The organism is Edaphobacter sp. (assembly GCF_028283685.1).
GTDB lineage: Bacteria > Acidobacteriota > Terriglobia > Terriglobales > Acidobacteriaceae > Edaphobacter.
On sequence record NZ_JAPWKF010000004.1, the window covers coordinates 201063 to 226833 of the forward strand.

Genomic DNA, 25771 nt, shown 5'->3' on the forward strand with positions numbered 1-25771 from the left:
GAGTGAAGCAGTAGTTTGAGTAAGTAAGACGCTACAGGATGTTGAATCTCCAGTCCCCATTTGCCTAAACGCTTATGGGGACTTTTCTTGTTTTTATATCCGGACATCTTCGTCGGGATGCTTCAGACAAATTTTGAGCCCGCAGCAGCATTTACATTCGCATCCGCACTATGGGAACGACTCTTCATGGTGCGAACAATCCGCGAGTTGGGGAATTTGAACTTGTGGCCGTTGAATTATGAGTGGCTCAATAACTCAATTGTCCGGTAATGCAGCGTATTCGTGCCTGCCGGGGCAGCTTCGGCTATTTTGATGAGCTGTTCGTGATGCGGGCTTAGATGGCACGCCGGGTCGGTGGCATCGGCGTCGTCGAGCACCTGCATGGCCTGGCAGCGGCAGCCGCCGAAGTCGACCGTCTTTCTTTCGCAGCTGCGGCACGGCTCCTGCATCCAGTCGTCTCCGCGAAAGCGATGGAAAGCGCTGCTCTCGTGCCACAGCCATGCGAGATCGTGGTCGCGCACGTTGTCGAAGGCGAGTCCCGAAATAATGGAGGCGGAGTGGCACGGCATGGCTCGCCCCGCTGGATCGATCAGCATCAGCTGTCGCCCCCATCCGCCGACGCATGCCTTGGGATAGCGTGCGTAATAATCGGGTACGACGGCCTGCAGATGAATTCTGCCCGCGAGACGTTCCTGTGCCTCTCGCAGAGTCTTCGTAGATCGTTCGAGCTGTTCCCGCGTGGGCAGCAGAAGGTCGCGGTTCTTGAGCGCCCAGCCGTAGTACTGGACATGAGCGATCTCCATGCGCTCCGGTCCCATGCTCTCGGCGAGCGCGATCATCTCCTCCAGACGATCGAGGTTCTGACGATGCACAACGATATTGACGGTGAATGCGAGATGCGGCTGCGCTTTGATCAGCGCGGCCATCTCCAGTTTCTTCGCATGGGTACGCGCGCCTGCCCAGCGGTTGGCCAACACTTCATCGGCATCCTGAAGGCTGAGCTGGATATGATCGAGTCCAGCTTCGACAAGAGCTGCGAGCCGAGGTTCGCTGAGACCGATGGCGGAGGTGATCATGTTCACGTACAGCCCAGCGTTGCGACCGGCACGTATCAGGTCGGCGATGTCATGACGCGCTAGTGGCTCACCGCCGGTGAGGTGCAGGTGCGCGACGCCGAGCTGCGCTGCTTCGGTAAAGACGCGTGTCCATGCCTCGGTGGGAAGCTCCGCCTCGGCCTGTTGCATCACCAGCGGGTTGGAGCAGTAGACACAGTGCAGGGGACAACGGTGTGTTACCTCGCACACCAGCGAGAGCGGTCCCGGAATCTGCTGTGTGCTGGTCATGGCTGCCGGAAGAGAAGCACGCTGCGTTGATGGAGGCTCGCGAGAAAGCTGGAAGCCTCTGTTGCGATCTGCGTGTGCGCTTCGGGAGGATACTGCGCCTGCAAGGTTTCGACGATCTGTGCGATCGTACGCTGGCCGTCGACCAGCGCGAGAATCTCGGCGCCCGCACCTTTGAGGCGCAGCAGGCCTTCAGGGACGAGGAGCACGATCTCTTCTTCGGATCGAGCTTGTACACGACAGCCGCGTGCAAGCTGGGGTACCTGCTGAAGATCTTCGATCATTGCGATACCTCCGGCTGCAGGACTCCGGGCGATGGCGGAATATTGCCGGGCTCAACGTAGGAGTAATGGATGGCATCGAGCTGCGCCCATAAGAGGGCGCACTTCCTGCGCAGGCATTCGACGACGAGCTGCTGCAGCTCGGGGGTGGTGGCGTGGGTGAAGGCGTAGTCGAACGCGAATGCGGCGTCTTCGGGCGCCTGCGTCAGCCGGCCCTGGAAGTAGGCGAGTCCGCTGACGAGCCAGGGGTAGTGCTGGCGCATCGCGTCCATGCGCAGCGCGATGAGGTTTCCGGCAAACAGCTCGGTAAGCGAAGACGAGACCGCTTCGAGCAGTGTGCCTTTGCTGACGAGATCGACGTAGGAATCAACCGCGTAGCGCACACCTGGCAGCACACCGCGGAAAGACCGAACGTAGTCGGCATCGAGGCCGGTTGCGACTGCGAGCTGAATCCACTTCTCGATGCCGCCCGGCTTCTCCGGGTGCGCAGCATCGCCATCGTGATCGACGATGCGCTTGCGCCAGGCGAGACGGAAGGCGCCGTCATACGACTTCGACAGGATGATCGAGTCTTTGATGGGGATGATGCTCTGGTAATAGAAGCGGTTCAGCGCCCACGCCTGCAGCTGTGCGCGCGTCAGTTCGCCGGCATGCATCTTCAGGTGAAATGGATGCCGGTGGTGATACATCGCTTCGCCGGTCTGCTGCAGTGCTTCCCGCAGCCCCTGCCTGTTCAACATCTCTGCCATCAGAGGACGATCTCCATGCCATCGAAGGCGATCTCGAACCCCGCGTCCCGTACAGCCATCTGCTCGGGCGAGCCTGCTGCCAGGATGGGATTGCTGTTATTGATATGCGTATAGATACGGCGCACCTGGCTCAGATGTTTCAGTTGCGCGAGCGATCCGGACTCGCCGCCTATGGGCATGTGTCCCATGTCGCTTGCGGAAGGTGTGCCGGGATGCAGCCGCTGCAGCTCGTCCTCGCTCCACAGCGTGCCGTCGACCAGTAGCACATCGCAGGCTGCAAGCTGTTCGAGCAGCTGCGGTGTAAGCGAGGGCAGCGCAGGAAGATATGCGGCACGTCTTCCCGCTGCGGATTCGAAGATGAGTCCAAGTGTCATCTCGTGAACGTCGATCAACGGGCGCATGCTCTGCGCCACGTGCATCGGGAAATTACCCGGAAGCTCGATCGGTGTGATGGTCACTCCGGCGATGGGCGTGACTGCACTGCCGTGTCGCAGCACCTGTGTGCGCTGTTGGCCGGGCATGCGCTGCAACATGCTGAAGAAGGAGTTCGACTCGATGACGCGCAGCACGCTTTCGGTTGCGTAGATGGAGACGGGTGTGAACTCGCGCATCAGCAGCAGGCCAAGAATGTGATCGAGATCGGCGGAGGTGAGCATGACTCCCGCGACAGGTGTGTTTCGCAAACCGAACTCAGGGCGCGGATGAAGCTGAGGTGTGCGGCAGAGTTGTTCGCGAAGATCGGGGGATGCATTGATGAGCAGCCACGTGTCGGAATCGCCGGAGACGGCGAGCTGCGACTGGGAGCGTGCAGAAGAAGGGTTGGAGCGTGATGCCTGGCAGTTGGTGCAACAGCAGTTCCACTGGGGAAGACCGCCGCCGGCGGCTGCCCCCAGCAGGTGTAACCGCATTGGAGGGTTAGATCTCCGCGGGTGCGTAGGAGTTGATCTCGCAGCAAAGCGAGACTTCTTCAAACGAGGGCGTCTTCCACTGCTTCATCGTCGGTTCACCTCTTGCTCAAGAGAGTAGCTGCTTAAAAACGGGGCTGTCAAACGAGCCTGAGATCAGCGTGGCGTCTGCGCGGCCATCTGCTCTGCCGCGCCTTACCGCTGAGCACGGTCCTCCCCTGCCGATCATTCTGGAGAATGATGAGTACCATGCTGCAGAAAGGGCCGAACTGGCTAAGATTGAACTGGCGAGAAAGTGGAGGGGGCCTCAGCATCTCCACAAATTTCAGAAGGAAATACCTAAGCGATGGAATGGTCGGCGCATCAGTACACTCAGTTTGAGAACGAGCGAACGCGACCCGTGCGCGACCTCCTGGCCCAGGTCTATCCGGCGAAGCCGCTCCTGACGGCTGCGGATATCGGCTGCGGTCCCGGGAACTCCACCGGCGTGTTGCGTGAGCATTTCGCTGATGCACGCATCATCGGGATCGATTCGTCTGCAGCCATGATCGCGTCTGCGCGCGAGCGCCATGCCGATATTGAATTTCGTGTCGCTGACATCACGGCGTGGAGCCGTGAGCCGGAGCAGTACGACCTGATCCTGGCGAATGCCTCGCTCCAATGGATTCCAAACCACGAAGAGCTTTTGCCGCGATTGCTTGCGAAGCTGCAACCTGGCGGCACATTGGCGGTTCAGGTTCCGGATAACCAGCAGGAGCCGGTTCATTTGCTGATGCAGAAGGTTGCGTCGGATCTGCGATGGAGCTCTGCGTTGGCCGACGCAAGAGGGATATTGGCAAATCGTCAAAGTGCAGACTGGTACTACCGCACGTTGACGAGGTACGAAGCCCGGGCGGATGTTTGGAAGACGACTTACTTCCACGTGCTCAAAGACGGACCGCGAGGAGTTGTGGACTGGTTTCGTAGTACAGGATTACGCCCGTATCTATCAGCCCTGTCGGGCGAGGATCAGGCAAGCTTTCTGGATCTCTACGAGAGCGAGATCGCGAAGGCGTACCCCGCATTATTGGATGGCAGTGTGCTGCTGCCTTTCCCAAGGCTCTTCTTCATCGCGACATGTCGAGACTGAAAAGTGAACCTGAAAGTCTCTGCATAAATTTTTCAATGAGAGACGGCGGCGACAAAAGTCGATGCATAGTCGCATAAAGAATTCGCAGTTTGCGGGAAAGAGTTGCAGCTTGTATTGCTTGCTCGTACGGAAAAGGTTAGGAGGAATTGACGGAATGGTGTCCCGTTCGTGTTAAATGGTTACCGAAACCTCAACAGGGAAGTTCCGGAATGCATATTAGATTTTTGGCTGGTGTTGCAATTGCTTCACTCAGCGTCTCTGCCGTCGCGCAGCAACACCGCGCACCTGCTGTTCCTCTCGCTACCAACGATCCCTTTTTCAGCCAGTGGTCGATGGCAGACAAGCTGACCGATGCGCCCGTCAAGCACTGGTCGGAGGCTGCTCAGCCCATGACCGGCCTCGTACGTATCGACGGCAAGCCTTACCGCTGGATGGGAACCTCGCCTCGCTACTTCGGCATGCCGGCGATTGCTGCCATGGAGCAGAAGTCTGTCGAGATCACCCCTCTGCATTCGAGATACATCTTTAGCGCGGCGGGCATTGAGCTGAATGTGATCTTCTTCACGCCGCTCTTTCCCAAGGATCTCGATGTCCTCTCGCGTCCCGTCACCTATCTCAGCTGGAGTGCGCATGCAACCGATGGCAAGCAGCACGCCGTCGACCTCATGCTCGATATCGACCCACTGGTTGCCGTCAACCAGCCTTCACAGCCTGTCACCTGGTCGCGCAGCCGCGCGAAGGGGCTGACCCTGCTCAACGTCGGCACGCGCGATCAGCAGACGCTGCATCAGTCCGGTGATCGCGTCCGCATCGACTGGGGCTACTTCCGCCTCGCCATTCCTGACGCTGCAAATGCAGCGACGTCGATGGCTGCGGACGGCATTCCTACATTCGTCGCCACGGGCAATCTTCCTGATGCGGATGATTCGTCGATGCCTCTTCCCGCAGCCAGTGGTGTTCGCGCCGCTCATCTCAACGCACGCATTCCTCTCGGCTCCGTTGGTTCTGCCAGCGTCGAACGGCATGTCGAACTTGCTTACACCGACAGCTATTCCATCGAATACCTCGGTCGCAAGCTGCATGGCTACTGGCAGCGCAATGGCATGACCGAGGCCGAGCTCCTCAGTACGTCAGATAAGGAATACCCCGAGCTGGAAAAACGGGGTGTGGCCTTCGATCGAGAGACGATGGCCGCGATGGAGAAGGCAGGCGGCCCGGAGTATCGCTACCTCACGTCGCTCCTCTTCCGGCAAACCATCGCAGCGCATAAGCTCGTCGCAGATATCGATGGAACGCCGATGTTCTTCTCCAAGGAGAACGACAGCAACGGCTGCATCGACACCGTCGATGTCACCTATCCCTCTTCACCTTTTTTCCTCCTCTTCAATCCCAAGCTGCTGGAGGCTCAGCTTGAGCCTTTGATGCGTTACACCACGCTGCCTCGCTGGCGCTTCCCGTTCGCCCCGCACGACCTCGGAACCTATCCGCTGGCGAATGGCCAGGTCTACGGTGGCGGCGAGGTGAACGAAGAAGACCAGATGCCGGTCGAGGAGAGCGGCAATCTGCTCATCATGATCGCTGCGCTTGGACGCAGCGAAGGCAACTGGGACTTTGCCCGTCGCTATATGCCGCAGCTTACGCAGTGGGCGGCCTACCTGGAGAAGAAGGGGCTGGACCCTGAGAATCAGTTGAGCACCGACGACTTCGCCGGCCATCTCGCGCACAACACCAATCTCTCGATTAAGGCGATCGAAGCACTCGGTGCCTTCGTGCAGATTGCGAATGGTGTCGGCGACAAACAGCTCGCTTCCCGCTACGAGGCCGTTGTTCGCCCAATGCCCGCGCAGTGGGAGAAGATGGCCCTCGAAGGCGATCACTACAAACTCGCCTTCGACCAGTCCGGAACGTGGAGTCAGAAGTACAACCTCGTCTGGGACGACCTGCTCGATCTTCATCTCTTCCCCAGAACCGTGATGCAGACGGAGTGGACGTACTACACCAAGCAGATGCAGCGTTATGGTCTGCCGCTCGATAGCCGGAAGTCGATCTCGAAGCTCGATTGGGAGGTTTGGACGGCCAGCCTCGCCAGCACACCGGCACAGTTCAACGACCTTATCCATCACCTCGTGGTCTGGACCGATGAAACCCCTTCACGCGTCCCGACGACAGACTTCTATGACACCATCAGCGGAAAGCAGATCGGCTTCCAGGCGCGTTCCGTCGTAGGCGGCGTCTTTATTAAGGCGCTGATGGAGCAGCAGGTACACAAGAAATAGTCGATCTCGACTCAAAAGAACGAGGCAGCGTATTCATACGCTGCCTCGTTCTTCGTTAACAAATTGATGTTAACAAATTGATCTTTAGGAGGGCTCGTAGTTCAGGTTCGGTGCCAGCCAGCGCTCCACCTCGGCCATACTCATCCCCTTACGCGTATGGTAGTCCTCCACCTGGTCGCGATCGATCTTGCCCAGGCTGAAGTAGCGCGACTGGGGATGTGAGAAATAGATGCCGCTGACGCTCGACCCAGGCCACATGGCAAAGGACTCCGTAATCTGCATGCCGGTCCTGGCCTCAACATCAAGCAGCCGCCAGATGGTGCCCTTCTCCGTGTGATCCGGACACGCCGGATATCCTGGCGCCGGCCGGATACCACGATACCTCTCCTCGATCAGCTGTGCAGGAGTCAGATTCTCTTCGAGGCCATATCCAAGCTCGTCGCGAACCCGCTTGTGCAGGCATTCGGCAAACGCCTCCGCCAGCCGATCGGTCAGTGCCTCGACCATGATGGCGCTGTAGTCATCGTTGTCTGCGCGGAACCTCTCGCAGACCTCCTTCATGCCAATGCCTGCCGTGACCGCAAATGCGCCGATGTGATCGGGAAGCCCGGTCTCTTTGGGAGCGATAAAGTCGCTCAACGAACGGCAGGGCTCGCTGCCTTCACGGTTCGCCTGTTGCCGCAGAAAGTGAAAACGATCCAGAACCGTAGTGCGCGCCTCGTCGGTATAAAGCTCGACATCGTCTCCCACCGCACTGGCAGGGAAGAAGCCATACACCGCCCGCGCCGTCACCATCTTCTCCGCGATGATCCGGTCCAGCATGGCATGTCCATCTGCGAGCAGCTTGCGCGCCTCGATTCCCTGGCGCTCATCGTCCAGGATGCGCGGATAGACACCCTTCAAGCCCCACGTATGGAAGAAGGGCGTCCAGTCGATAAACTCGCGCAGCGTTGCGAGAGGGAACTCCTGAAGTTCATGCACGCCAGGAGACGACGGCACCGGAAGATCTTTACTGCACCATTCGATCGGCGTGCGGCGTTCGCGAGCCGTGGCCAGCGATACCGTGCTCTGTTTGGGTGAGGCGTGAGCCCGGCGCAGCGACTCATACTCCGCCTGGTGCTGTTCGATGAAGGCCTGCTTCGACTCCACGCTGAGCAGACTCGTCGTCACCGGTACCGCACGGCTGGCATCGAGCACATGCACCACCGGCTGGCTGTAGTGTGGCGCAATCTTGACTGCCGTGTGCGTGCGCGAGGTCGTTGCTCCGCCGACCAGCAACGGAAGTTTGAACCCCTGCCGCTCCATCTCACGCGCAACATGCACCATCTCGTCGAGCGACGGTGTAATCAGTCCGCTGAGGCCGATCATGTCGGCCTTCTCCGTCTTGGCGCGCTCAAGGATCTTCTCCGCCGGCACCATCACGCCCATGTCGATCACTTCGTAGTTGTTGCACGCCAGCACCACGCCGACGATATTCTTGCCGATATCGTGGACGTCGCCTTTGACCGTGGCGAGTACGATCTTGCCCTGGGCCTTGACCTCGATGCCCGCAGCGGCAAGCGCGGCCTTCTCTTCTTCCATGAACGGCGTCAGATGAGCGACCGCCTTCTTCATCACGCGAGCGGACTTGACCACCTGGGGCAGAAACATCTTGCCCGCGCCGAAGAGATCTCCGACCACGCCCATGCCCGCCATCAGCGGGCCTTCGATCACATCGAGCGGTCGGCCCAGCTTCACGCGAGCCTCTTCCGTGTCCTCGACGATATAGGTATCGATGCCCTTTACAAGCGCGTGCGACAAACGATCCTCAACGCGGCCCAGGCGCCACTCTTCTGTCTTCTTCTCTGTGACCGAGTTGCCCGCACCCGATGCCTTAAGCGCCTCGCCAAAGTCCACCAGTCGCTCGGTCGCGTCGGGACGTCGATTCAGAAGCACGTCCTCCACCAGGACCTTCAGCTCCGGTTCGATCTCCTCGTAGACCTCGAGCATGCCGGCGTTGACGATACCCATATCCATACCCGCGCCGATAGCGTGATACAGAAAGGCCGAGTGGATCGCCTCGCGCACCTTGTTGTTGCCGCGAAAGCTGAAGGAGATGTTCGAGACGCCGCCCGAGACCTTGGCGTGCGGCAGATTCTGTTTGATCCAGCGCGTCGCATTGATGAAGTCGACCCCGTAGTTGTTGTGCTCCTCCATGCCGGTGGCAACCGTGAGGATGTTGGGATCGAAGATGATGTCCTGCGGCGCAAATCCAACCTCATCGACGAGAATGCGGTACGCGCGTTCGCAGATGCGGATCTTGTCCTCATAGGTGGCAGCCTGTCCCTGCTCATCGAACGCCATCACCACAACGGCGGCGCCGTACTTCAGCACCGTGGAGGCATTCTGGCGAAACTTTTCCTCGCCTTCCTTCAGCGAGATGGAGTTCACGATGCCTTTGCCTTGCAGGCACTTCAATCCCGCTTCGATGACCTCCCACTTGGAGGAATCGACCATGAACGGGACCTTCGCGACCTCGGGCTCGCTGGCCAGCAACAGCAGAAAGCGAGTCATCGCGGCCACGCCGTCGATCATCCCCTCGTCCATGCAGATGTCGATGACATTGGCGCCATTCTCAACCTGCTGGCGCGCGACGCTGACCGCCTCTTCGTACTTGCTCTCTTTGATCAGCTTGGCAAACTTCGGCGAACCGGCCACGTTGGTCCGCTCGCCGATCATGATGTAGACGCCAGGCTGCTGGGTAAACGCCTGCGAGCCGGAGAGCCGCAGCGGCCTCTCGGTCGTTCTGTCGGTCGACTTCAAGCTTGCCGCCAGGGGATCTCTGTCGGCAACGCTCATGCCGTGACCTCTTTCTTGTCTGCCGCGGTCGCTCCGAACCTGCGCGGCGCTATGCCTTCCAGCGCCCGGGCGATCGCCGCAATATGTTCAGGCGTATTGCCGCAGCAGCCGCCTGCAATGTTGATCAATCCTTCTCCGCCGAACTGACCCAGGAAGCGCCCCATGTCAGCGGGCTTCAGGTCGAAGCCGGTCTCTGATAGAGGATTCGGCAGGCCGGCATTGGGATAGCAGGAGACTGCAACGTCTGACTTCTCCGAGAGTTCGCTGAGGAACGGATACATCAGGTCAGGCCCAATGGAACAGTTCAGGCCAACCGACAGTGGCCGGACATGCTCGACGGCATTCCAGAAGGCCTCGGTCGTCTGCGCGGAGATCATCGTCTCGCCTCCGCGGCCCACCGCAGCAGAGATCATGATCGGCAGGATATTTCCGTCCTGCTCGAAGACCTCTTGAATCGCCACCAGCGCGGCTTTTGCATTCAGCGAATCAAAAATAGTTTCGACCAGCAGAACATCGGAACCGCCCGCGATCAGCGCCCGTGTCTGCTGCATGTAAGCCGTCTTCACCTGATCGAAGGTGACCACGCGAAAGCCGGGATCGTCGGCGTCCGGGGAGTTCGAGAGCGATACCGTCAGCGGCCCGATAGCTCCGGCGACAAACCTCTGCCGCCCCGTGTCGTTGGCAACGCGATCGGCCCACTCGCGGCACTGCTGCGCCGAGCGTTCGTTGATCTCCCACGCCAGATCGTTCAGGAAGCGGTCGTCGATGATCTTCTGGTAGAACTCCGGGTCCTTGCGGCCACCGTGCTCGCGCGGATCGTCGACAAAGAACTCGCTCTGCGAGATGCTTGTGGCGCCGAAGGTATTGGTTTCGATGATGTCGGCGCCCGCTTCGAGAAAGCTGCGATGAATATCGCAGATCATCGCCGGCTGCGTCAGCGAGAAGATGTCTCCGTTGTTCAGCAGGTCCTTCGGCGCGTCCTTGAAGCGCTCTCCGCGGATGTCGGCTTCCTGCATGCCGTACGTGCGGATCGTCGTGCCCATCGCTCCGTCAATGATGGCGATACGGTCTTCGAGAATCTTGCGCAGAGGATGTTGCTGAACGGGTGTCATTGACATTGGATGATGGTGCGAGGCGGGAAGAATCGGAGTTCGCGGACTACGGGCTACCGGCAGCTCCACACACTGCTTCCATTATAGCGAGACGGCGGCCCCGGAACCCTCTGGGTTCCACTCCTGCCTCGCTCAATCCCGAATCGTATCAAGCCAATGGCTGAAGCGGCAGAAGGTCGCAATACACGAAGCCATCCCGTTCGACCCGTTCGCCCGCCTCGACCTCAATGGGCTTCTCAAACATAGGACCGGCGTAGGCGAAGCTGTGAAACTCTCCATTTTCGCCGCAGGGATCGACATCGGCCGGCAGCTCGGTGAGGAGGGCGCGGTCCCACTCCCGCCCAGCCAACTCCTTGGTCACCCTGCGAGGATCGACGCAGGTAAGGCGCGCGCGAAGCCCTCCTTCGAGCATCTGCCGGGCCAGCTCGTCGGTCGGAATCCCCCAAAGCGGAAAGATCGGTGTCAGGCCCGTCCCTGCCAGCTTAGTCTCGCGATACGACCGAATCTCCTCCAGGAACAGGTCGCCAAAGGCAATCCCGTAAAAACCTTCATGGACGGCGCGTTCGCACGTTGCTGCCATGAGCGCCTCATAGATCTCGTTCGAACACGGGAAGGGAAGCGGCACCGTCCATACCGGAAGCCCGGCGCGCTCCGCCTGCTGCTGCAAAAGCTCTTCGCGGAAGCCGTGAATCGCAACCCGGTGGAACGCTTCGTTGACCGTGGTGAGCAGTCCGGCGACCTCAAATTCGTCATGGCTTCGTAATATGTGCAGCGCCCAGGCCGAATCTTTTCCGCCGGACCAGCTGAGAAGAATCTTCTTGGTGGCCACTCGATCAGGCTCCTTCATAAGTGGTCACCATATCATCCGCACCGGGAGAAGAAGCCTGGGCGTTCCCCTCCTCTCCACAACCTTCTCCGGCACCGGTCGCGTCCTATGGCAAATAAAATGGTTTCATCCTGTAGGAGATAGACGAACCAGATGCGACGACTCTTTGCTTCAGCATGTGTTCTTGTTCTCATCATTGCTACTGCACATGCACAGCCCCCACCTCCGCATCCGCACATGGGTCCCCCGGAGCCACCCCGTGAGGTGATTCCCCCTGTTCCAGGCCCTCATCCCAACTGGGTATGGAGAGGTGGCCACTATCGCTGGCATGGCGGGCAATATGTATGGGCGCCCGGCGCCTACGTGGCTCCGCCGCGTCCGGGATATCGCTGGTATCCCGGACACTGGCGGCAGACCCCTCATGGCTGGGTCTGGATCGATGGCCGCTGGCGATAGCCGTGGGCTGGCGGCTGGTTACTCCAGCCGCCGCGCATCGGTCACGTATCATCGAGAGATGACAGCAGCAGATCGCGCAAAGAAAATCAAAGTCCTCATCTTCGACGTTGACGGCGTGCTGACCGACGGCCAGATCTTCGTCATTCCCGGCCCCGATGGCAAGGGCATCGAGTCCAAGGGCTTTGCCGCCCACGATGGGCTGGGCATCTCGCTCGGCCGGCTCGGCGGACTCCGTATCGGCATCATCACCAAACGCAACTCGCAGACCGTCGCCATTCGCGCCCGCGACCTCAAGCTGGAATTCGTCTACCAGGGCCAGGCGCACAAGCTCGAAGCCGCCAGCGATATCCTCAGCAAGACCGGCTACAGCTTCGAGGAGATGGCCTACGTTGGTGACGACATCATCGACCTGCCCGTCATGCGCAAGTGCGGTCTCGCCATCGCCACCGCGAACGCTCGTCCTCAGCTCAAAGAAATGGCTCACTACATCACGCCAAACCCAGGTGGACAGGGTGCGGGACGCGATGCGATCGACTTTATCCTTACCGCACAGGGCACGCTCTCCAAGGTCATCGAGCAGTATCTCGACGCGGAAAACCCAGCTGCGGGCATAGCCGACGTCGGCGTCGGAAATATGTAAACAGCCACACCGAAGCAGGTCGGCGGGCAAAGAAATAATCGGCCCCGCTGGCCTGCTTTTTGCTGCCGCCGCCGCTAACTCCTTGGCGAATAAAGATCGAAGAAAACCGGGTTACAATGACGCAATGCCCGTCGCCGCCGGAGAAACGGAAGCCATCGAGATCCCCGCCTCCCTGAGCTGGGCTCACCCGGTCACTGCGGAGTGGTTTCTGCGTCGTTTCGGTTCGCCAACCGAGCCGCAGCAGGAGGGCTGGCCTGCGATCGCCGCGGGCGAGACCACGCTCATCTCCGCACCCACCGGCAGCGGCAAAACCCTGGCCGCCTTTCTCGTCGCCATCGACCAGCTGCTGCGCGAGGCCATCGCAGGCACACTGCCTGCTGCAACGCAGATCCTCTACGTCAGCCCGCTTAAGGCGCTCTCCAACGACGTACAGAAGAACCTCGACCAGCCGCTGCGCGAGATCCAGCATCTTGCCCTGGAGCGTGGCTATCTCTCGACCGAGATCCGCACCGGCGTGCGCACTGGCGACACGCTGCAGAAAGACCGCACCGCGATGCTGCGCAATCCCCCGCACATCCTGGTCACTACGCCCGAGTCGCTTTACATCATGCTTACCGCGGGCAAGGCGCGCGAGACCATCCGCCGCGTGCGCACCGTCATCGTCGATGAAATTCACGCCATTGCCGACGATAAGCGCGGCGCACATCTCTCCCTCTCGCTCGAACGTCTGGATTCGCTCGTCTGTGGCGAGAACCGGCTCTCGGTTGGGGAGTGGCTCACCGGGCGCGCCAATCCGCCGCAGCGCATCGGCCTCTCGGCAACGCAGAACCCCATCGAGTTGGTCGCCGAGTTCCTGACAGGGGTTCATCCTGATCGCCGTCCCGCAAAGATCGTGCAGGTCGGCCAGCGCCGCGAGCTCAATCTTGCCATCGAGGTGCCAAGCGACGAGCTCAGCTCCGTGCTCACCACGAAGATGTGGGAGGAGCTCTTCGACAAGCTCGCCACATGCACCCAGACCCATCGCTCCACGCTGGTCTTCGTCAACACGCGCCGCCTGGTAGAGCGCATCGCCTTCGCTTTGGCGGAACGCCTCGGCCCGGAGAACGTCGCCGCGCATCACGGCTCTCTCTCGCGAACTCTGCGCCTCGACGCCGAGCAGCGCCTCAAGAGCGGTGAGATCAGGATCCTCGTCGCGACCGCGTCGCTCGAACTTGGTATCGACATCGGCGACATTGATCTCGTTTGCCAGATTGCGACCACGCGTTCCGTCTCTGTCGCGATGCAGCGCGTAGGCCGCGCCGGCCACTGGCGCGGTGCTGTCCCGAAAGGCCGCTTCTTCGCAACCACCCGCGACGATCTCGTCGAGCAGGCAGCGCTTATCCGCAGAATGCGCTCCGGCGATCTCGATCTCCTGGAGATTCCCCCCGAGCCGATCGACGTCCTGATGCAGCAGATCGTGGCATCCTGCGGCGCTGAGCCGTGGGACGAAGACGCGCTCTATGCCGTGCTGACGCGGGCGTTGCCCTACCGCAATCTCTCGCGTGGCCGCTTCGACGAGATCGTGGCGCTGCTCGTCGATGGCATCGAATCCAGCCGCGGCCGCTACGGCTCTTACCTCCTGCGCGACGGCATTCATGGTCAGCTCCACCCCCGGCGTGGCGCGCGCATGAACGCCATCCTCAACGGAGGCGCGATCCCCGAGACCAATCTCTACTCCGTCATCCTGCAACCCGAAGGCACGCAGATCGCCACGCTGGACGAGCACTTCGCCGTCGACTCTTCGCCGGGCGATGTCGTGTTGCTCGGCAACAGCAGCTGGCGCATTCAACGCGTGGAAGCTGCTGGCCGCGTCCTCGTTGAAGATGCCCACGGCGCACCCCCAAGCCTTCCCTTCTGGGAAGGGGAGGCCCCGCAGCGCACCGCCATCCTCAGCGATGGCGTGGGTGAGCTGCGTCAGGCGATCTCTGAGCTGACCTGCAACATCACACCCGGCTACATCTCTCCCGCCGACCCCGAGGTCGATCAGGCCATCGCATGGCTCAAGCAGCACTGCGGCGTCTGCGATGGCGGTGCAATGCAGCTGATTGCCTACATCGTCAGCGGTCGCGCCGTTCTGGGATCGGTCCCCACCAAGCGCACGATCATCGCCGAGCGCTTCTTCGACGACGGTGGCGGCATGCAGCTCATCCTCCACGCTCCCTTCGGCGGCCGCATCAACAAGGCGTGGGGACTCGCCCTGCGCAAGCGCTTCTGCCGCGGCTTCAACTTCGAGCTGCAGGCCGCGGCCACCGACAACGGCATCAACATCTCTCTGGCCGAGCAGCACAGCTTCCCGCTCTCCGATGTCTTCCAGTTCCTCACCGAACACACCGCGCGCGAGCTGCTGGAGCAGGCCGCGCTCGCCTCGCCGATCTTCAAGACACGCTGGCGCTGGGCCGCCAACCGCAGCCTGCAACTGCTGCGGTTTTCCAAGGGGAAGCGTATCCCCCCGCAGATTCAGCGCATGCGCTCCGAAGACCTGCTGGCCAGTGTCTTTCCGCAGGCCGCGGCCTGCTTCGAGAACATCGAAGGCGACATCCAGATCCCCGCTCATCCTCTCGTCGATGAGGTGATGAAAGACGTTCTGGGCGAGGCGATGGACCTCGAAGGCCTGATCGAGGTTCTGCGCGGCATCCAGGATGGAAGCATCCAATGTCTCGCCGTCGATACTCCGGTGCCGTCGCAGTTCGCGCACGAGCTGCTAAACGCCAATCCTTACGCCTATCTCGACGAGGCCGGCCTCGAAGAACGCCGCGCACGTGCCGTGACCCTCTCCCGTGTGCTTCCCGCAAGTGTGCTGGAAGAAGCAGGCCGTCTCGAGCAAAGTGCGATCGACGAGGTGCGCCGCGAGTGCTGGCCCGACATCCGCGACGAGCACGAACTGCACGACCTGCTGCAATCGCTGGTTGCACTGCCGCTGGAGTTCTTCGCAGACCGGCCTGCTGCACGCCACTGGCCCACGCTCTACGATCGTCTCGCTCCTGCGGGGCGCGCTCGCGTGGCGGATTGCAACGGCATCGTCTGCTGGAGTTCGACAGAGCGCACAGCCTATGTCGAAGCTCTCTGGGGCAACACTGCTGGTGAGGCCGGGCAGAAGGAGCAGGCATTCAGGCAGTGTGTACAGGGATGGGTTCAGCTTCTCGGCCCCACAACAGCAGCTTCATTCGCCACTCGTCTCGGACTCCCTGCCGCCGAGGTTTTTCAGGCCTTCCTGGCCATGGAGATGCAGGGGCTGCTCATGCGCGGCCTCTTCGAACACGGCAAGCCCGAACACGATCATCAGATCGAGTGGTGCGAGCGGCGCATTTTGCAACGCATCCATCGACGCACGCTGCATACCCTGCGCAAGCAGATCGAGCCCCTCGCCCCAGCCGTCTACATGCGCTGGCTCCTCGAGTGGCAGCACCTCGCGCCGCAGACACAGCTCTCCGGCGAAGAGGGCGTGCTCGAGGCCCTGCATCAACTGGAAGGCTTCGAAGCGCCTGCCATCGAGTGGGAGCGCTCTCTGCTCCGTTCGCGCGTCGCCAACTACGACCCCAGGTGGCTCGACGCTCTCTGCCTCTCAGGAGCCGTCGGGTGGGGACGCATCTCCCCTCATCCTGCATGGTCGAACGCCGACGGAACCGGCCCGCGCCGCGTCGTTCCCACCAACGCCGCTCCGATCACCTTCTACATCCGCGAGACCGCGGAGTGGCTTCCCCATGCGTTAGCGCGTGAGCGTATCGAAGACTCACGCCTGGCCGCATCGCTCAGCGCCGAGGCCCTCGCCGTGCGCTCTCTGCTCAGCGAGCGTGGCGCCTGCTTCGCCAATGACATGCAGCGGATCCTCGGCCTCTCGCGACAGCAAACGCAGCAGGCCTTGTGGGAGCTGGCAACCGCGGGCCTCGCCGCCGCCGACGGTTACGATCAGCTGCGCTCCATCATGGACCCGCGCCGCAAACCATCCGCGGAGCCGAAGAGCGTCCTCGCCCGCCGCCCCACACGCTCGACCGCAGGACGATGGTCGCTGCTCACAGAAGAGGTGCACGCCGCTCCTTCTGCCATTGAACAGGCCCGGCGCAACGAGGCCGCTCTGACGTCTTACGCCTGCATGCTGCTCACCCGTTACGGCATCCTCTCCCGCGACCTGCTTACCCGCGAATCGAACGCTCCAAAGTGGCGCGACCTCGTCGCCATCCTGCGGCGTATGGAAGCACGCGGCGAAGTGCGTGGTGGCCGCTTCGTCACCGGGTTTGGCGGCGAGCAGTTTGCCCTGCCCGAAGCCGCGGACTCCCTGCGCGCCTCCAGAAGCAGGGAATCGCAGACCGTCATCGCTGTCTCCGCAGCCGATCCGGCCAATCTTGCCGGAATCGTGCTTCCCGGCGATCGCGTCCCTGCAATCCCGGGGCATCAGGTCTTCTACCGCAACGGAAAGATCCATCACGAAGGCGTGAACGAGGAGGCTGCATCAGAACCCGCCGAAGTTCCGTCAGCGCTTCCTCTTCCTGCAACGGCTGTCACCGGCAGTCTTCCCATCTTTGGTTGACGAGGCTTACGAAGCAGGCATGACCGAACGAGACGATCCCATCCAACAGAAGAAAGCCCCGGAGCCGGAAGCAGCCTCGCAGGAGCTGGAGCCGGGCGACTTTTACTACGACGGACCCTACCTCGTCTTTACCGCCGCTTATCTCCTCAGGCGCGGAACCTGCTGTAACTCCGGCTGCCGCCATTGCCCCTATCGTTCTTAGCCGGCCCACGTCAGTTCTTCGTGGGTGCCTCTGCAGGCAATGGAGGAGCGGCACCTGAGGCGATGGGGATGCCCCTGGTTCGAAGGTCATGTGCATTCTTCACCAGCAGCAGCACGCGGGGGTCCTTGCGGTAGCGAGCCAGCGAATCGTCAAATGGCAATTGGCCCATCACGTCGAATCCCGCTTCGCTCGCCATGGTCAGAAAGTGGATCATCGCATCCTCATTGCCGCGACGCGCATACAGACGCGCCATCTCGTAGCAGAACCGCGCATGATCCGCCGGCGACAGCATCCGCGCCGTCACGCCGATCGAGCTGTGATGCTGCATCAGGTCGGGATCGATCTTCAGCGCGGTGTCGTATTGCTTGCGCGCTGCTTCGAAATCCTTCTTCTCAAAGTAGGCGGTACCGAGATTGGAGTGATAGGTCGCCGACGCCTTGTCATACTTGATCGCCTTTTTGTAGTTGTTGATCGCGTTATCGTAGTGGCCGGTCAGATACTCAATCGCGCCGAGATTATTCCAGCCCTCGGGACTCTTCTTCTGCAGCTTCACCACCTGCTGGAAGTAGGCTCTGGCGGCGGCGAGATTCCGCAGCTCCAGCGAACTCACTCCCATCTTGTTCAGCAGGTCGATCGGGTTGCCGCCGCGTCGCAACGAAAACTCGTAGTAGTCCAGAGCATCGGCGATGAAGCGTCTCGCCCGCAGAATATCGGCAGCCGTCTCCAGCTGAGCCGCTGTCGCAATCGTGGGATCGGGAAGATGAGCGCGGACCGAGTTCCATGACGGATCCTCATGGTCGATCATTCGAACTTCTTCTCGGCTCAGGGCCCGAGGACTCTGTGCTGTTCCTGCCAGACCGGCCGACAGCAGCGCTGTCAGCATGAGGAAAGAGATCGTTCGTTGCGAGGAGAACATGGCGCACCTCCAGGAGGTACGCCCACATCATCCGCCTCGATATCAGGGGTGTCAACGGCCCCGGTCACACCCCGCGCACCACTCTGTCAGCGGCCGCCCGTCGTCGCCTGAGCCGCAGGAGCTGCCTGAACCGGCGCCGCCGCAGGCTGGACACGCAGGGCCAGCCGCGGAAAACTGAAGCTGCCTCCCGCATCGTCGATCACGTTGACCTGGCAGACATACGTGCCCGGCTTCAGCTGCGCCAGGGGTACATCAAACTGGAAGGCGACCGCCCCGCGATCCGGAACATTGACCGCATCTGCCTGAATCAGCGGGGTCTCATAAACCTTCACGCCTCCGCTCATGAACTGGATGCTGGTCAACACTTTCACTGCACCCGCAGGACGGCGCGTCAGGCCCGGAGATGGCGCCGGAGCCTGCCCCTTCTCCCGCGTGGGATCGTAGACCTCGTACAGAAAGTAAAGGTGCTGGTCCTGGCGGAAGACATGGGCAACATTGGGGATCCACTCCACGCCGTCGCGGATCAGAGGATTGTTCGTATTCTTCTTGTCGTTGCTCGGCGCCTGCTGGCTGGCCAGCACGATCGAGCTCATCTTCATCGGAAGCTTCTTCAGATCTGGTACCTGCAGGTCCGTCTCGAAGCTGCCCATCCGCCCCGTCTGGTTCTCTCTCACCACAAACTTCAGGTGATAACGGCCCGGCGCCAGCGTGAATCCGGTCGAGTATTGAATGTTCTTGCGCTGCGCCTGCTGGGCCTGGTCGAGCGCCAGCTTCACCGTCTCCCGCGCATCGCCAACGACGATACCCTGAGAGTTCTTAATCTGGCCAATAAAGTCGATCGTCGCCTTGTCGCGATCGCCATTCTTGATAAAGGAGATCTGTGATCCCGGAACGATCAGAGACACCGGTACGAAGAAGCGGTTGTCCGTCATGCGGAAGTAGAGCGCCTGCAGATACAGCGCAACATCCGTTGCTGGAAGATCGCTTCGCATCTGCTCGGTCAGCGCCAGCTCGCGGTCTTCTGTCTTCTGGTGCTGGAAGTCGGCAGGAGCGTAGTAGCCGGGACGATACTCCAGCTTCAGGTCAGGACGGTTCACCTTCACCGTCAGGTGGCGATACGCTCCGTCCCGCGCAGGATTGGCCGAGCGGAAGCCGATGATGTAGTAGGCCTCCGTGTCGTGCTGGATCTGCTGAAAGACAGGCCCGAAGTCATTGGAGTCGAAGAAGGCCTTGCCGCCCGTATCGCTCGAAAGCGTCGACAGCACCTCCTGCGATCCGAAGTTGGCGTCCAGTTGGCTCTGCATCGCGCCGCCGCTGTAAGCTGAGGTGCCTCGCAGGCTTCCCTGCGAGGCATTGCCCACCGGTGGCAGCGCCTCGAGTCCGCGTGAGTCCACGCTGTAGATGGCCATGTTCGCTCGTACGGCGGCGTTGGTCGCCGCCCGCATGCTCGCCTGATTTTCAATGCCCTGGCGTGTCAATCCGCCGGAGAAATAAAGCAGGCTCTTCCGCTGATCGACCTTTTCCAGGCTCTTGGCGATCGAGCGAATGGCATAGAGTTCGCGGTCGGTATTCAGCGCGTTGTACTCGGAGTCATCCGCCGTAAAGCTGGACCCGTCGTCTGCCGTGCCCTCGGACGTTCCGCCTTCGTTGCCATTGGCAAAGCCCGTGCCTTCACTGCCGTTGTAGCGCCCCACGCCGCGCAGCAGAGCTGTCTTGTCCGCGGTGAAATCCTGGTCCATCGTCAGCGCGGTCGACATGCTGACCAGCGCAACCAGATCAGCGGGTTGCATTTTGCTCTTGATGTAGTCCTGCGCCGACTCCACCGCGCGATCGATATCCTCCGGCTGCATACTGCTCAGGTCGAAGAACATCACGATCAGCCGGTGGTCCTTCAACTCCGCAGGGTCGGCCGCAAAGTTGCGGTTGACGAGGTCTGCGATAGAGGTCTTGCCGCTTACCGTGGCATTCTCGTGCAACGCAACGGCCTCATCCACGGCCTGAAAATCGAAGCTGCGAATCGTCTGCGGCTTGCCGTTCTCCAGAACGGTAAAGTCCGACGCCTTCAGGCCCTTGACCACCGCACCCGTCTTCTTATCGCGGACTACGACGTTGGTCAGCACAATATCGCTCTGCACCTTCAGCGTGAAGGTGCCGTTGCCTGCGTCCTGCTGGGCAAAGAGCCAGGGCTGGCCGAGCGGCGCCACGGTGAGTGCTGCTGCCAGCAGAGATACGGCCGTTCTTCGCTTGAGTATCGTCATCATGGCTAGAACCTGTACCGCGCTATGAAGGTGATGCGCCGCATCGCCGCAGTCGAGGTGACCTGGCCAAAGGTGCGCGAGTTGAGAGTGGTATCGATGCCCGAGTACTGAACCGTGTTGAATACATTGGTCGCCGTCATGCGAGCTTCAAACGATCGCGTCTCGCCCATGGCCACCGTACGCGAGAGAGAGGTATCGACGGCAACCGTCCCCGGCCCGCGGATGGAGCCGCGCGACGCCGTTCCAAAGACATCGGCAGGCGTGGCGAAAGCACCCGGATTGAACCAGTCGAGGATCGTCCCGTTACCGGAGATCGGTTGCGTGAAGACGCGGTCCGGACGCAGCGTGTTGTTGGTGCCGGTCGCCGTCTCACTGACCGTCGCGGAATAGTGCGGCGTAAAGTAATTGCCGGTCGCGAAGGTAAAGTCCCCCGAGAGCGAGAAGCCATCAAACACCTTCGACCATACTCCCTTGTTCGCAAGGAAGGCGCGATTCGGACCAAACGGCAGCTCCAGCACCCAGTTGCCGGTCAGCTTCTGCCGAATGTCGAAGGAGCTGTTGCCCTCTTCCGCTGCGAGGTTCTGATCGTTCTGTGCCGGCGTCACCGTCGAACCGCCGATCGACGAAGCATTGTCGATCGAATGTCCGTACTGGTAGGTCGCCTGCAACGAGACGCCCTTCTGCATCCGCTTGCGTGCGTTGATGCTCAAAGCATTGAATCGCGAGAAGCCCTGCGAGTCTTCGTAGTAATAGACCTGCGCCGTCGGGTCCAGAACGCTGGCCGCTGTGCGGTTCGGAGCCCGGACGATATCCAGCGCTCCGCCCTTGGCGCCGTTGTAACCGACATTCAGCACGATACCCAGCGGCAGCGTGCGCTGCATGTCGATGTTCCACACCTGCACATGACCCAGCCGGTAGTTCGGGTTCACGCTGTAGTTGTTCTGCACCGCAGCCGTCGAGCAGTTGAAGGCGTTGGCAAACTGCAGCACGCCGCATCCCTGTTGATTGACGATGTTGGTCTGCGTCACCGCGAACGGCGGCTGGAAGGCGAGCTGCCTTGCAAACGTGGAGTACTGCTGCGTGTTGTAGTTGATGCCATAGCCGCCGCGCAGCACCGTCTGCCCGAACAACTTGCCCTTTATGCGATACGCAAAGCCAAAGCGCGGCGAGAACATCGTGCGGTCGTTGTTCACCAGCGAGTTCGAATACTTCATCCCGCTGTAGGGTCCGGTCTGCCCCGGCGTCACGGCAGCAACCTGGCTGAAGTCCGCATTGTGATCGAGGTTCGCCAGGCGGTTGTTCTTCTCCGAGTACGGCGAGAAATACTCATACCGTAGCCCGTAGTTCAGCGTCAGGCTCGGCAGGATGCGCCAGTCGTCGTTCGCATACAGGTCCCAGATGTTCGCGCGCAGATAGGTCTTCTGCAGTCCAGCCTGGACAGCCGCCTGCTGCGGCATGCCGAGCAGGAAGTCCGCGAAGCCGTAGCCGTTCGAGAGATCCTTCGAAGACGTCGCCGTATGCTGCGTGGCGTATCCGCTGAAGGTAAAGGAGCCCAGCGGGCTGGCGCCGCTCTGCAGATTGCCCGGTGCCGTCAGCGTATCGACATGCAGGCGGCGGAAGTCGCCGCCAAAGCGCATGTTGTGCTTCTTGATATTCCAGCTGACGAAGTCCGTAAACGAGATCGTCTGGCTGACGGAGTCGCTCGGCGTCGTGGAGCTGAGTCCCGTCAGTCCGGTAAAGGTCAGCGTGGGGACACCGTAGTAAAACGGGTTCGCTGCAACCGTTGCATTCCCGACCAGCACTCCGGCGTCGGCCGCAGGGTTGTCCGTGCCATTCGTGAAGTAGTTCAACGTCGTCGCATGCGAGCGATTCCACGTCAGCGTCGCATTGTTTCTCAGCTTGCCGTAGCCAACGGTGTAACCGGCTGAGATGTTATAGCCGTCCGAAGCCGTCGAGCCTCCCAGCGGCAGAAAGATATTGCGATTGTCAGCTGCCGAGTGGCTGTACGATCCGTTGAAGTTGATGTTTTGTGTAAGCGTCTTCGGTCCGTTGGACGACTGCCGCCGTCCCCCTCCTCCGCCGCCGCCAAACGGGCCGAAGCCCGTGCTCTGGCCAAAGTTCCGTACGTAACGCATCGCGGCCATCACAGCATTCTGCCCGGCCGTTGTGACGGTCTGGTAGTTGTATCCCTGGGCGCCGGTGGTCGCAATGTTCGGCGCGGGGTAATACTTCATCAGTGCCTGCGACTGCGGCGAGATGCGGTTGCCGCAGATCACGTTCAGCACCCCATTGCACGCAAACTGCTGGCTCGTCGACGGGTCGTAGAGCGGCGTGCTCAGGGAAGAGAAGTCGCCGCCGCGTTCCGCCTCGGTCGGTACCGTGCCATACAGGTTCTGCGGCGTCGTATTGCGCTGACCCGTCACATTCAGAAAGATGAACTGCTTGCTGCTGGGCTTGATCAGGCCCGGGATATAAGGCGACCCGGTAAAGCTCAGGCCAAAGCGGTTGTTGCTGTACGAAGGCTTGGTCACGGGAGCACCGGTCAGCGAGAACGTCGTCGCGTCCAGCGCCCCATTGCCCCCCTGGTAGAAGATCGCGCCGTGCGGCTGTGTCGGATCGAAGCCGCGCCCACGGCCACCACCACCGCCACGCATCCCAAGCCCGCCGCCTCCGCGACCGCCCCCGCCCGGTCCGCCGCCAGGCCCCATCATGCCGCCCAGCATCCCGGCCACGGCGTTGACCATATCGCTCTGTGCGCCACCCTGCTGGCGTGCACGCGCCATCGCGTCCTCAATGCGTTCCCGGACCTCGTCCTCGTTGAAGTTTGCTAGTCCGTTGGTCTGGCCCATCTGGCCGCTCACGGCAACCGAGTCCGTCGCCGCAGAGTCGCCGCCCAGCCCGGCCAGCGTCGGCATCTGCGCCCCGCTGTTCGCCGTGCCCGCACTGGCGTCCGAGAGATCGCCGCCGCTTCCCGTCACATTAAGAGATTGCATGCCCCGGCTTACAGCTCCTGCCAGAGTGCTCGACGCTGCAGCCTGTTGCTTCTGCTGCAGCTCCTCCTGCTGCTGGACGCGCGAGGCCAGCTGCAGGGTGATGCTGACGGTCTGCTCCGGCTTGCCGCCGTTCTCGCTCGCCGCATTGATCAGCACCTCCTGCGTCTCGCTGGCGAACGCCGCAAGCTCCGTCTTCACCACGTAGCGTCCGTTCTTTGGAATCGTCATGGCGAAAGCGCCCGACACATCAGTCGTGGTGGCATACTTCTTGCCGGTCAGTGTGTTGGTCGCGGTCACAGCAACACCGGGCAGCGGAATGGCTCCCGCCTTGATCGAGCCGCGAATCGTCCCCCCGGCCGCCTGTACGGCGGTCTGCGCCGGTAGCTGTGCCGCTGGTGATCCCTGTGTCGCGGGTGCCGCGTCCTGCGCCTGCGCCGTATACCCCGCGCCGAGCAACACCGCTCCCGCCAACATGGACCGAAGGATGGTTCGAGCTGTCATCCCGTTCCCCACTCGCAAAACAACCGTCATGGTCATGTGTCTGTTCGCCTGATTACTGATTCGGTGCAGTCTGTGCCGGAGCCGCCGCACCTGCTGGAGGCTGTCCTTCGCGCCGCATGCGCGGTCCGCCCATCGCTCCCGGAGGAACCACCGTCAGCGTCGTCGGCACAAAGACGCCATGCTTCAGCGATCCCTGTCCCGCGATCATGTCGCCGACCTTTAGATCGGCAAGCGTGATGCTCTCATTCCCGCTCCCCTGCATCGTGCCCTGCGGCCCGGAGGGCAGAGGCGATGTCGAGCCATCCGCGCGAACGACAGCCCTCCTTCCTCCGCGGCGGAACGAGGTCGTCTCGTCTACTTCGATCACCTGCGTCACGTTATCCGCGCGCTGGATGGTCAGCTTCGTCTCATCCATGGCGGTCACCTTGCCCGTGATGTACTCCTTACCCATGCCTTCGCGAAGCCGCTTCACCTGCGCAGCATCCATTACGGCAACGAATAGCGCATGAAGAGTCTTGTTGGGAGCATCCAGTTCGCCGGTCGCTCCGATCCCGTCTCCCGGCTTGATCTCCTCGATCTTGATCAGCTGCGGCTGGCGCGGCCCATCCGTCGGAGCGGCACCAGGCAGGCGGTTCTCCTTCAATAGACGTGTATTCGGCGTAACCGCGACGGTATACAAGTCGCCCGCGTCGGTCTTGATCGTCAGCTTGTCGGCGGCAACTGTCGTCACCGTGCCGTGAACCATCGGCTGTCGTGCAAAGCCCATCCCTCCGCGACGACCCTCCTGCGCAGAAGAAGCTGCGTCCTGCGCGCTCGCGGGGGGCATGCCGTTTGAAAGAAGTACCGCAAAAAGACTGCAAACCAGGATCAATCTCATCGTTTTCATTTCCCGTGCCTGTACAGACGCATATCTCCGGCGAAAGACTCTGTGGGAGTACAAATCCTTGACGTTGCCGGTCACATCCACCGTCCCGATACACTATCGCTATGGAACGACCATCCTCTGCGGCGTCAACCCACGTCGAGAGCCACTTTGAGGCGGGAGAGACCATCCGCGACATCGTCATCGGCCTCTCCGATGGCCTTACCGTACCCTTTGCTCTCGCCGCCGGTCTCTCCGGAGCCACAGCCTCCTCGCGTCTCGTTGTCCTCGCCGGGCTGGCCGAGATCGCCGCCGGTTCCATCGCCATGGGCCTGGGCGGCTACCTCGCCGCACGCGGCGACGCCGAGCACTACGTCTCCGAACGCAAACGAGAGGAGGAAGAGATCGTCGAGCGCACGCACGACGAAGAAGAGGAGATCTTCGAGATCTTCGAGCGATACGGCGTTCCTCGCCCCAGCGCCGCTCCCGTCCTCGATGCCCTCAAGCAGAACCCCACTGCCTGGGTCGACTTCATGATGCGCTTCGAGCTTGGTCTCGAAGAGCCGCGCCCGGGCCGGGCACTTCGCTCAGCCCTGACCATCGCCGGATCGTATATCGCCGGTGGACTGATTCCTCTCCTGCCGTACCTCATCATCGCCAGCAACGCGGAGGCCCTCCGCTTCTCAGCCGTCATCACCCTGATGGCGCTCGGCTTATTCGGCGCGCTCAAAGGCAGGCTGGTCGGCACCGGCTGGCTGCGCAGCGCTCTCCAGACCGTCCTCATCGGCGGTATCGCCGCATCGGCAGCCTATCTCCTTGCCCGCGTCCTGAACAGCTACGCCGGATGACCCGCCCGGGAGACTCCGAGGAGAAGAAAAAGCAACAGAATTCCCCGCCGGCCCATCCCATGTGTAACGGATTCC

The 25771-nt window shown here is 61.3% G+C and carries 19 protein-coding genes; 7 read left to right on the top strand and 12 right to left on the bottom strand.

All coding sequences use genetic code 11. The features are described from left to right. Nucleotides 1-236 precede the first annotated feature (236 nt). From pqqE to pqqA, 5 genes are read right to left on the bottom strand one after another with little or no spacing between them, the layout of a single operon-like run. A complete protein-coding gene (pqqE, locus tag PW789_RS05785; protein ID WP_299372795.1) occupies nt 237-1343 on the bottom strand; it encodes a pyrroloquinoline quinone biosynthesis protein PqqE in 1107 nt (368 codons plus the stop codon). After that, on the bottom strand, nt 1340-1624 hold the full coding sequence (gene pqqD / locus PW789_RS05790) for a pyrroloquinoline quinone biosynthesis peptide chaperone PqqD (RefSeq protein WP_299372797.1): 285 nt from the start codon (nt 1622-1624) through the stop codon (nt 1340-1342). Before pqqD ends, pqqE begins: the two co-directional genes overlap by 4 nt. Then, on the bottom strand, nt 1621-2370 hold the full coding sequence (gene pqqC / locus PW789_RS05795) for a pyrroloquinoline-quinone synthase PqqC (protein WP_299372799.1): 750 nt from the start codon (nt 2368-2370) through the stop codon (nt 1621-1623). Before pqqC ends, pqqD begins: the two co-directional genes overlap by 4 nt. Next, entirely contained in the window at nt 2370-3278 is a 909-nt protein-coding gene (gene pqqB, locus PW789_RS05800) for a pyrroloquinoline quinone biosynthesis protein PqqB (RefSeq protein WP_299372802.1), read from the bottom strand. Before pqqB ends, pqqC begins: the two co-directional genes overlap by 1 nt. 7 nt (nt 3279-3285) lie before the next feature. Next, the gene (gene pqqA, locus PW789_RS20050) at nt 3286-3366 is read right to left on the bottom strand and encodes a pyrroloquinoline quinone precursor peptide PqqA (RefSeq protein ID WP_367182490.1); all 81 of its coding nucleotides are present in this window, start codon (nt 3364-3366) and stop codon (nt 3286-3288) included. Nucleotides 3367-3621: 255 nt separating this feature from the next. On the opposite strand from pqqA, the gene tam reads away from it, so the two are divergent. After that, on the top strand, nt 3622-4404 hold the full coding sequence (tam, locus tag PW789_RS05805) for a trans-aconitate 2-methyltransferase (RefSeq protein WP_299372805.1): 783 nt from the start codon (nt 3622-3624) through the stop codon (nt 4402-4404). A 209-nt stretch (nt 4405-4613) separates the two neighbouring features. After that, the gene (locus PW789_RS05810) at nt 4614-6680 is read left to right on the top strand and encodes a glutaminase family protein (protein WP_299372808.1); all 2067 of its coding nucleotides are present in this window, start codon (nt 4614-4616) and stop codon (nt 6678-6680) included. A gap of 84 nt (nt 6681-6764) precedes the next feature. On the opposite strand, the gene metH is transcribed toward PW789_RS05810, so the two are convergent. The 3 genes from metH to PW789_RS05825 form a co-directional block, all read right to left on the bottom strand. Beyond that, on the bottom strand, nt 6765-9518 hold the full coding sequence (gene metH, locus PW789_RS05815; protein WP_299372811.1) for a methionine synthase: 2754 nt from the start codon (nt 9516-9518) through the stop codon (nt 6765-6767). Beyond that, nucleotides 9515-10630: a homocysteine S-methyltransferase family protein gene (locus PW789_RS05820; RefSeq protein WP_299373525.1), complete on the bottom strand. Its 1116-nt coding sequence runs from the start codon at nt 10628-10630 to the stop codon at nt 9515-9517. Before PW789_RS05820 ends, metH begins: the two co-directional genes overlap by 4 nt. Nucleotides 10631-10778: 148 nt before the next feature. Then, nucleotides 10779-11459, bottom strand: a complete 681-nt coding sequence (locus tag PW789_RS05825; protein WP_299372814.1) for an adenine nucleotide alpha hydrolase — start codon at nt 11457-11459, stop codon at nt 10779-10781. 234 nt (nt 11460-11693) lie between these two features. Between PW789_RS05825 and PW789_RS20055 the strand changes: the two genes are divergently transcribed. The 4 genes from PW789_RS20055 to PW789_RS05840 all read left to right on the top strand — a co-directional run bounded on the left by PW789_RS20055 (nt 11694) and on the right by PW789_RS05840 (nt 17318). Further along, nucleotides 11694-11912, top strand: coding sequence for a hypothetical protein (locus PW789_RS20055; protein ID WP_367182482.1), 219 nt, complete (start codon nt 11694-11696; stop codon nt 11910-11912). Nucleotides 11913-11970: 58 nt separating this feature from the next. Continuing rightward, nucleotides 11971-12552, top strand: coding sequence for a KdsC family phosphatase (locus tag PW789_RS05830; RefSeq protein ID WP_367182491.1), 582 nt, complete (start codon nt 11971-11973; stop codon nt 12550-12552). Between the two features lie 124 nt (nt 12553-12676). Next, nucleotides 12677-17116: a DEAD/DEAH box helicase gene (locus tag PW789_RS05835; RefSeq protein WP_299372820.1), complete on the top strand. Its 4440-nt coding sequence runs from the start codon at nt 12677-12679 to the stop codon at nt 17114-17116. 19 nt (nt 17117-17135) lie between these two features. After that, the gene (locus PW789_RS05840; RefSeq protein WP_299372823.1) at nt 17136-17318 is read left to right on the top strand and encodes a DUF5522 domain-containing protein; all 183 of its coding nucleotides are present in this window, start codon (nt 17136-17138) and stop codon (nt 17316-17318) included. 10 nt (nt 17319-17328) lie between these two features. On the opposite strand, the gene PW789_RS05845 is transcribed toward PW789_RS05840, so the two are convergent. From PW789_RS05845 to PW789_RS05860, 4 genes are all read right to left on the bottom strand, one after another. Next, on the bottom strand, nt 17329-18123 hold the full coding sequence (locus tag PW789_RS05845; RefSeq protein ID WP_299372826.1) for a tetratricopeptide repeat protein: 795 nt from the start codon (nt 18121-18123) through the stop codon (nt 17329-17331). A 197-nt stretch (nt 18124-18320) separates the two neighbouring features. After that, nucleotides 18321-20495: a VWA domain-containing protein gene (locus tag PW789_RS05850; RefSeq protein WP_299372829.1), complete on the bottom strand. Its 2175-nt coding sequence runs from the start codon at nt 20493-20495 to the stop codon at nt 18321-18323. Nucleotides 20496-20497: 2 nt separating this feature from the next. Continuing rightward, nucleotides 20498-24022, bottom strand: a complete 3525-nt coding sequence (locus tag PW789_RS05855; RefSeq protein ID WP_299372831.1) for a TonB-dependent receptor — start codon at nt 24020-24022, stop codon at nt 20498-20500. A gap of 16 nt (nt 24023-24038) precedes the next feature. Further along, complete coding sequence (locus tag PW789_RS05860; RefSeq protein WP_299372834.1) at nt 24039-24752, bottom strand: hypothetical protein; 714 nt, start codon at nt 24750-24752, stop codon at nt 24039-24041. A 221-nt stretch (nt 24753-24973) separates the two neighbouring features. Between PW789_RS05860 and PW789_RS05865 the strand changes: the two genes are divergently transcribed. Next, the gene (locus PW789_RS05865; protein WP_299372837.1) at nt 24974-25696 is read left to right on the top strand and encodes a VIT1/CCC1 transporter family protein; all 723 of its coding nucleotides are present in this window, start codon (nt 24974-24976) and stop codon (nt 25694-25696) included. The last annotated feature ends 75 nt before the right edge of the window (nt 25697-25771 follow it).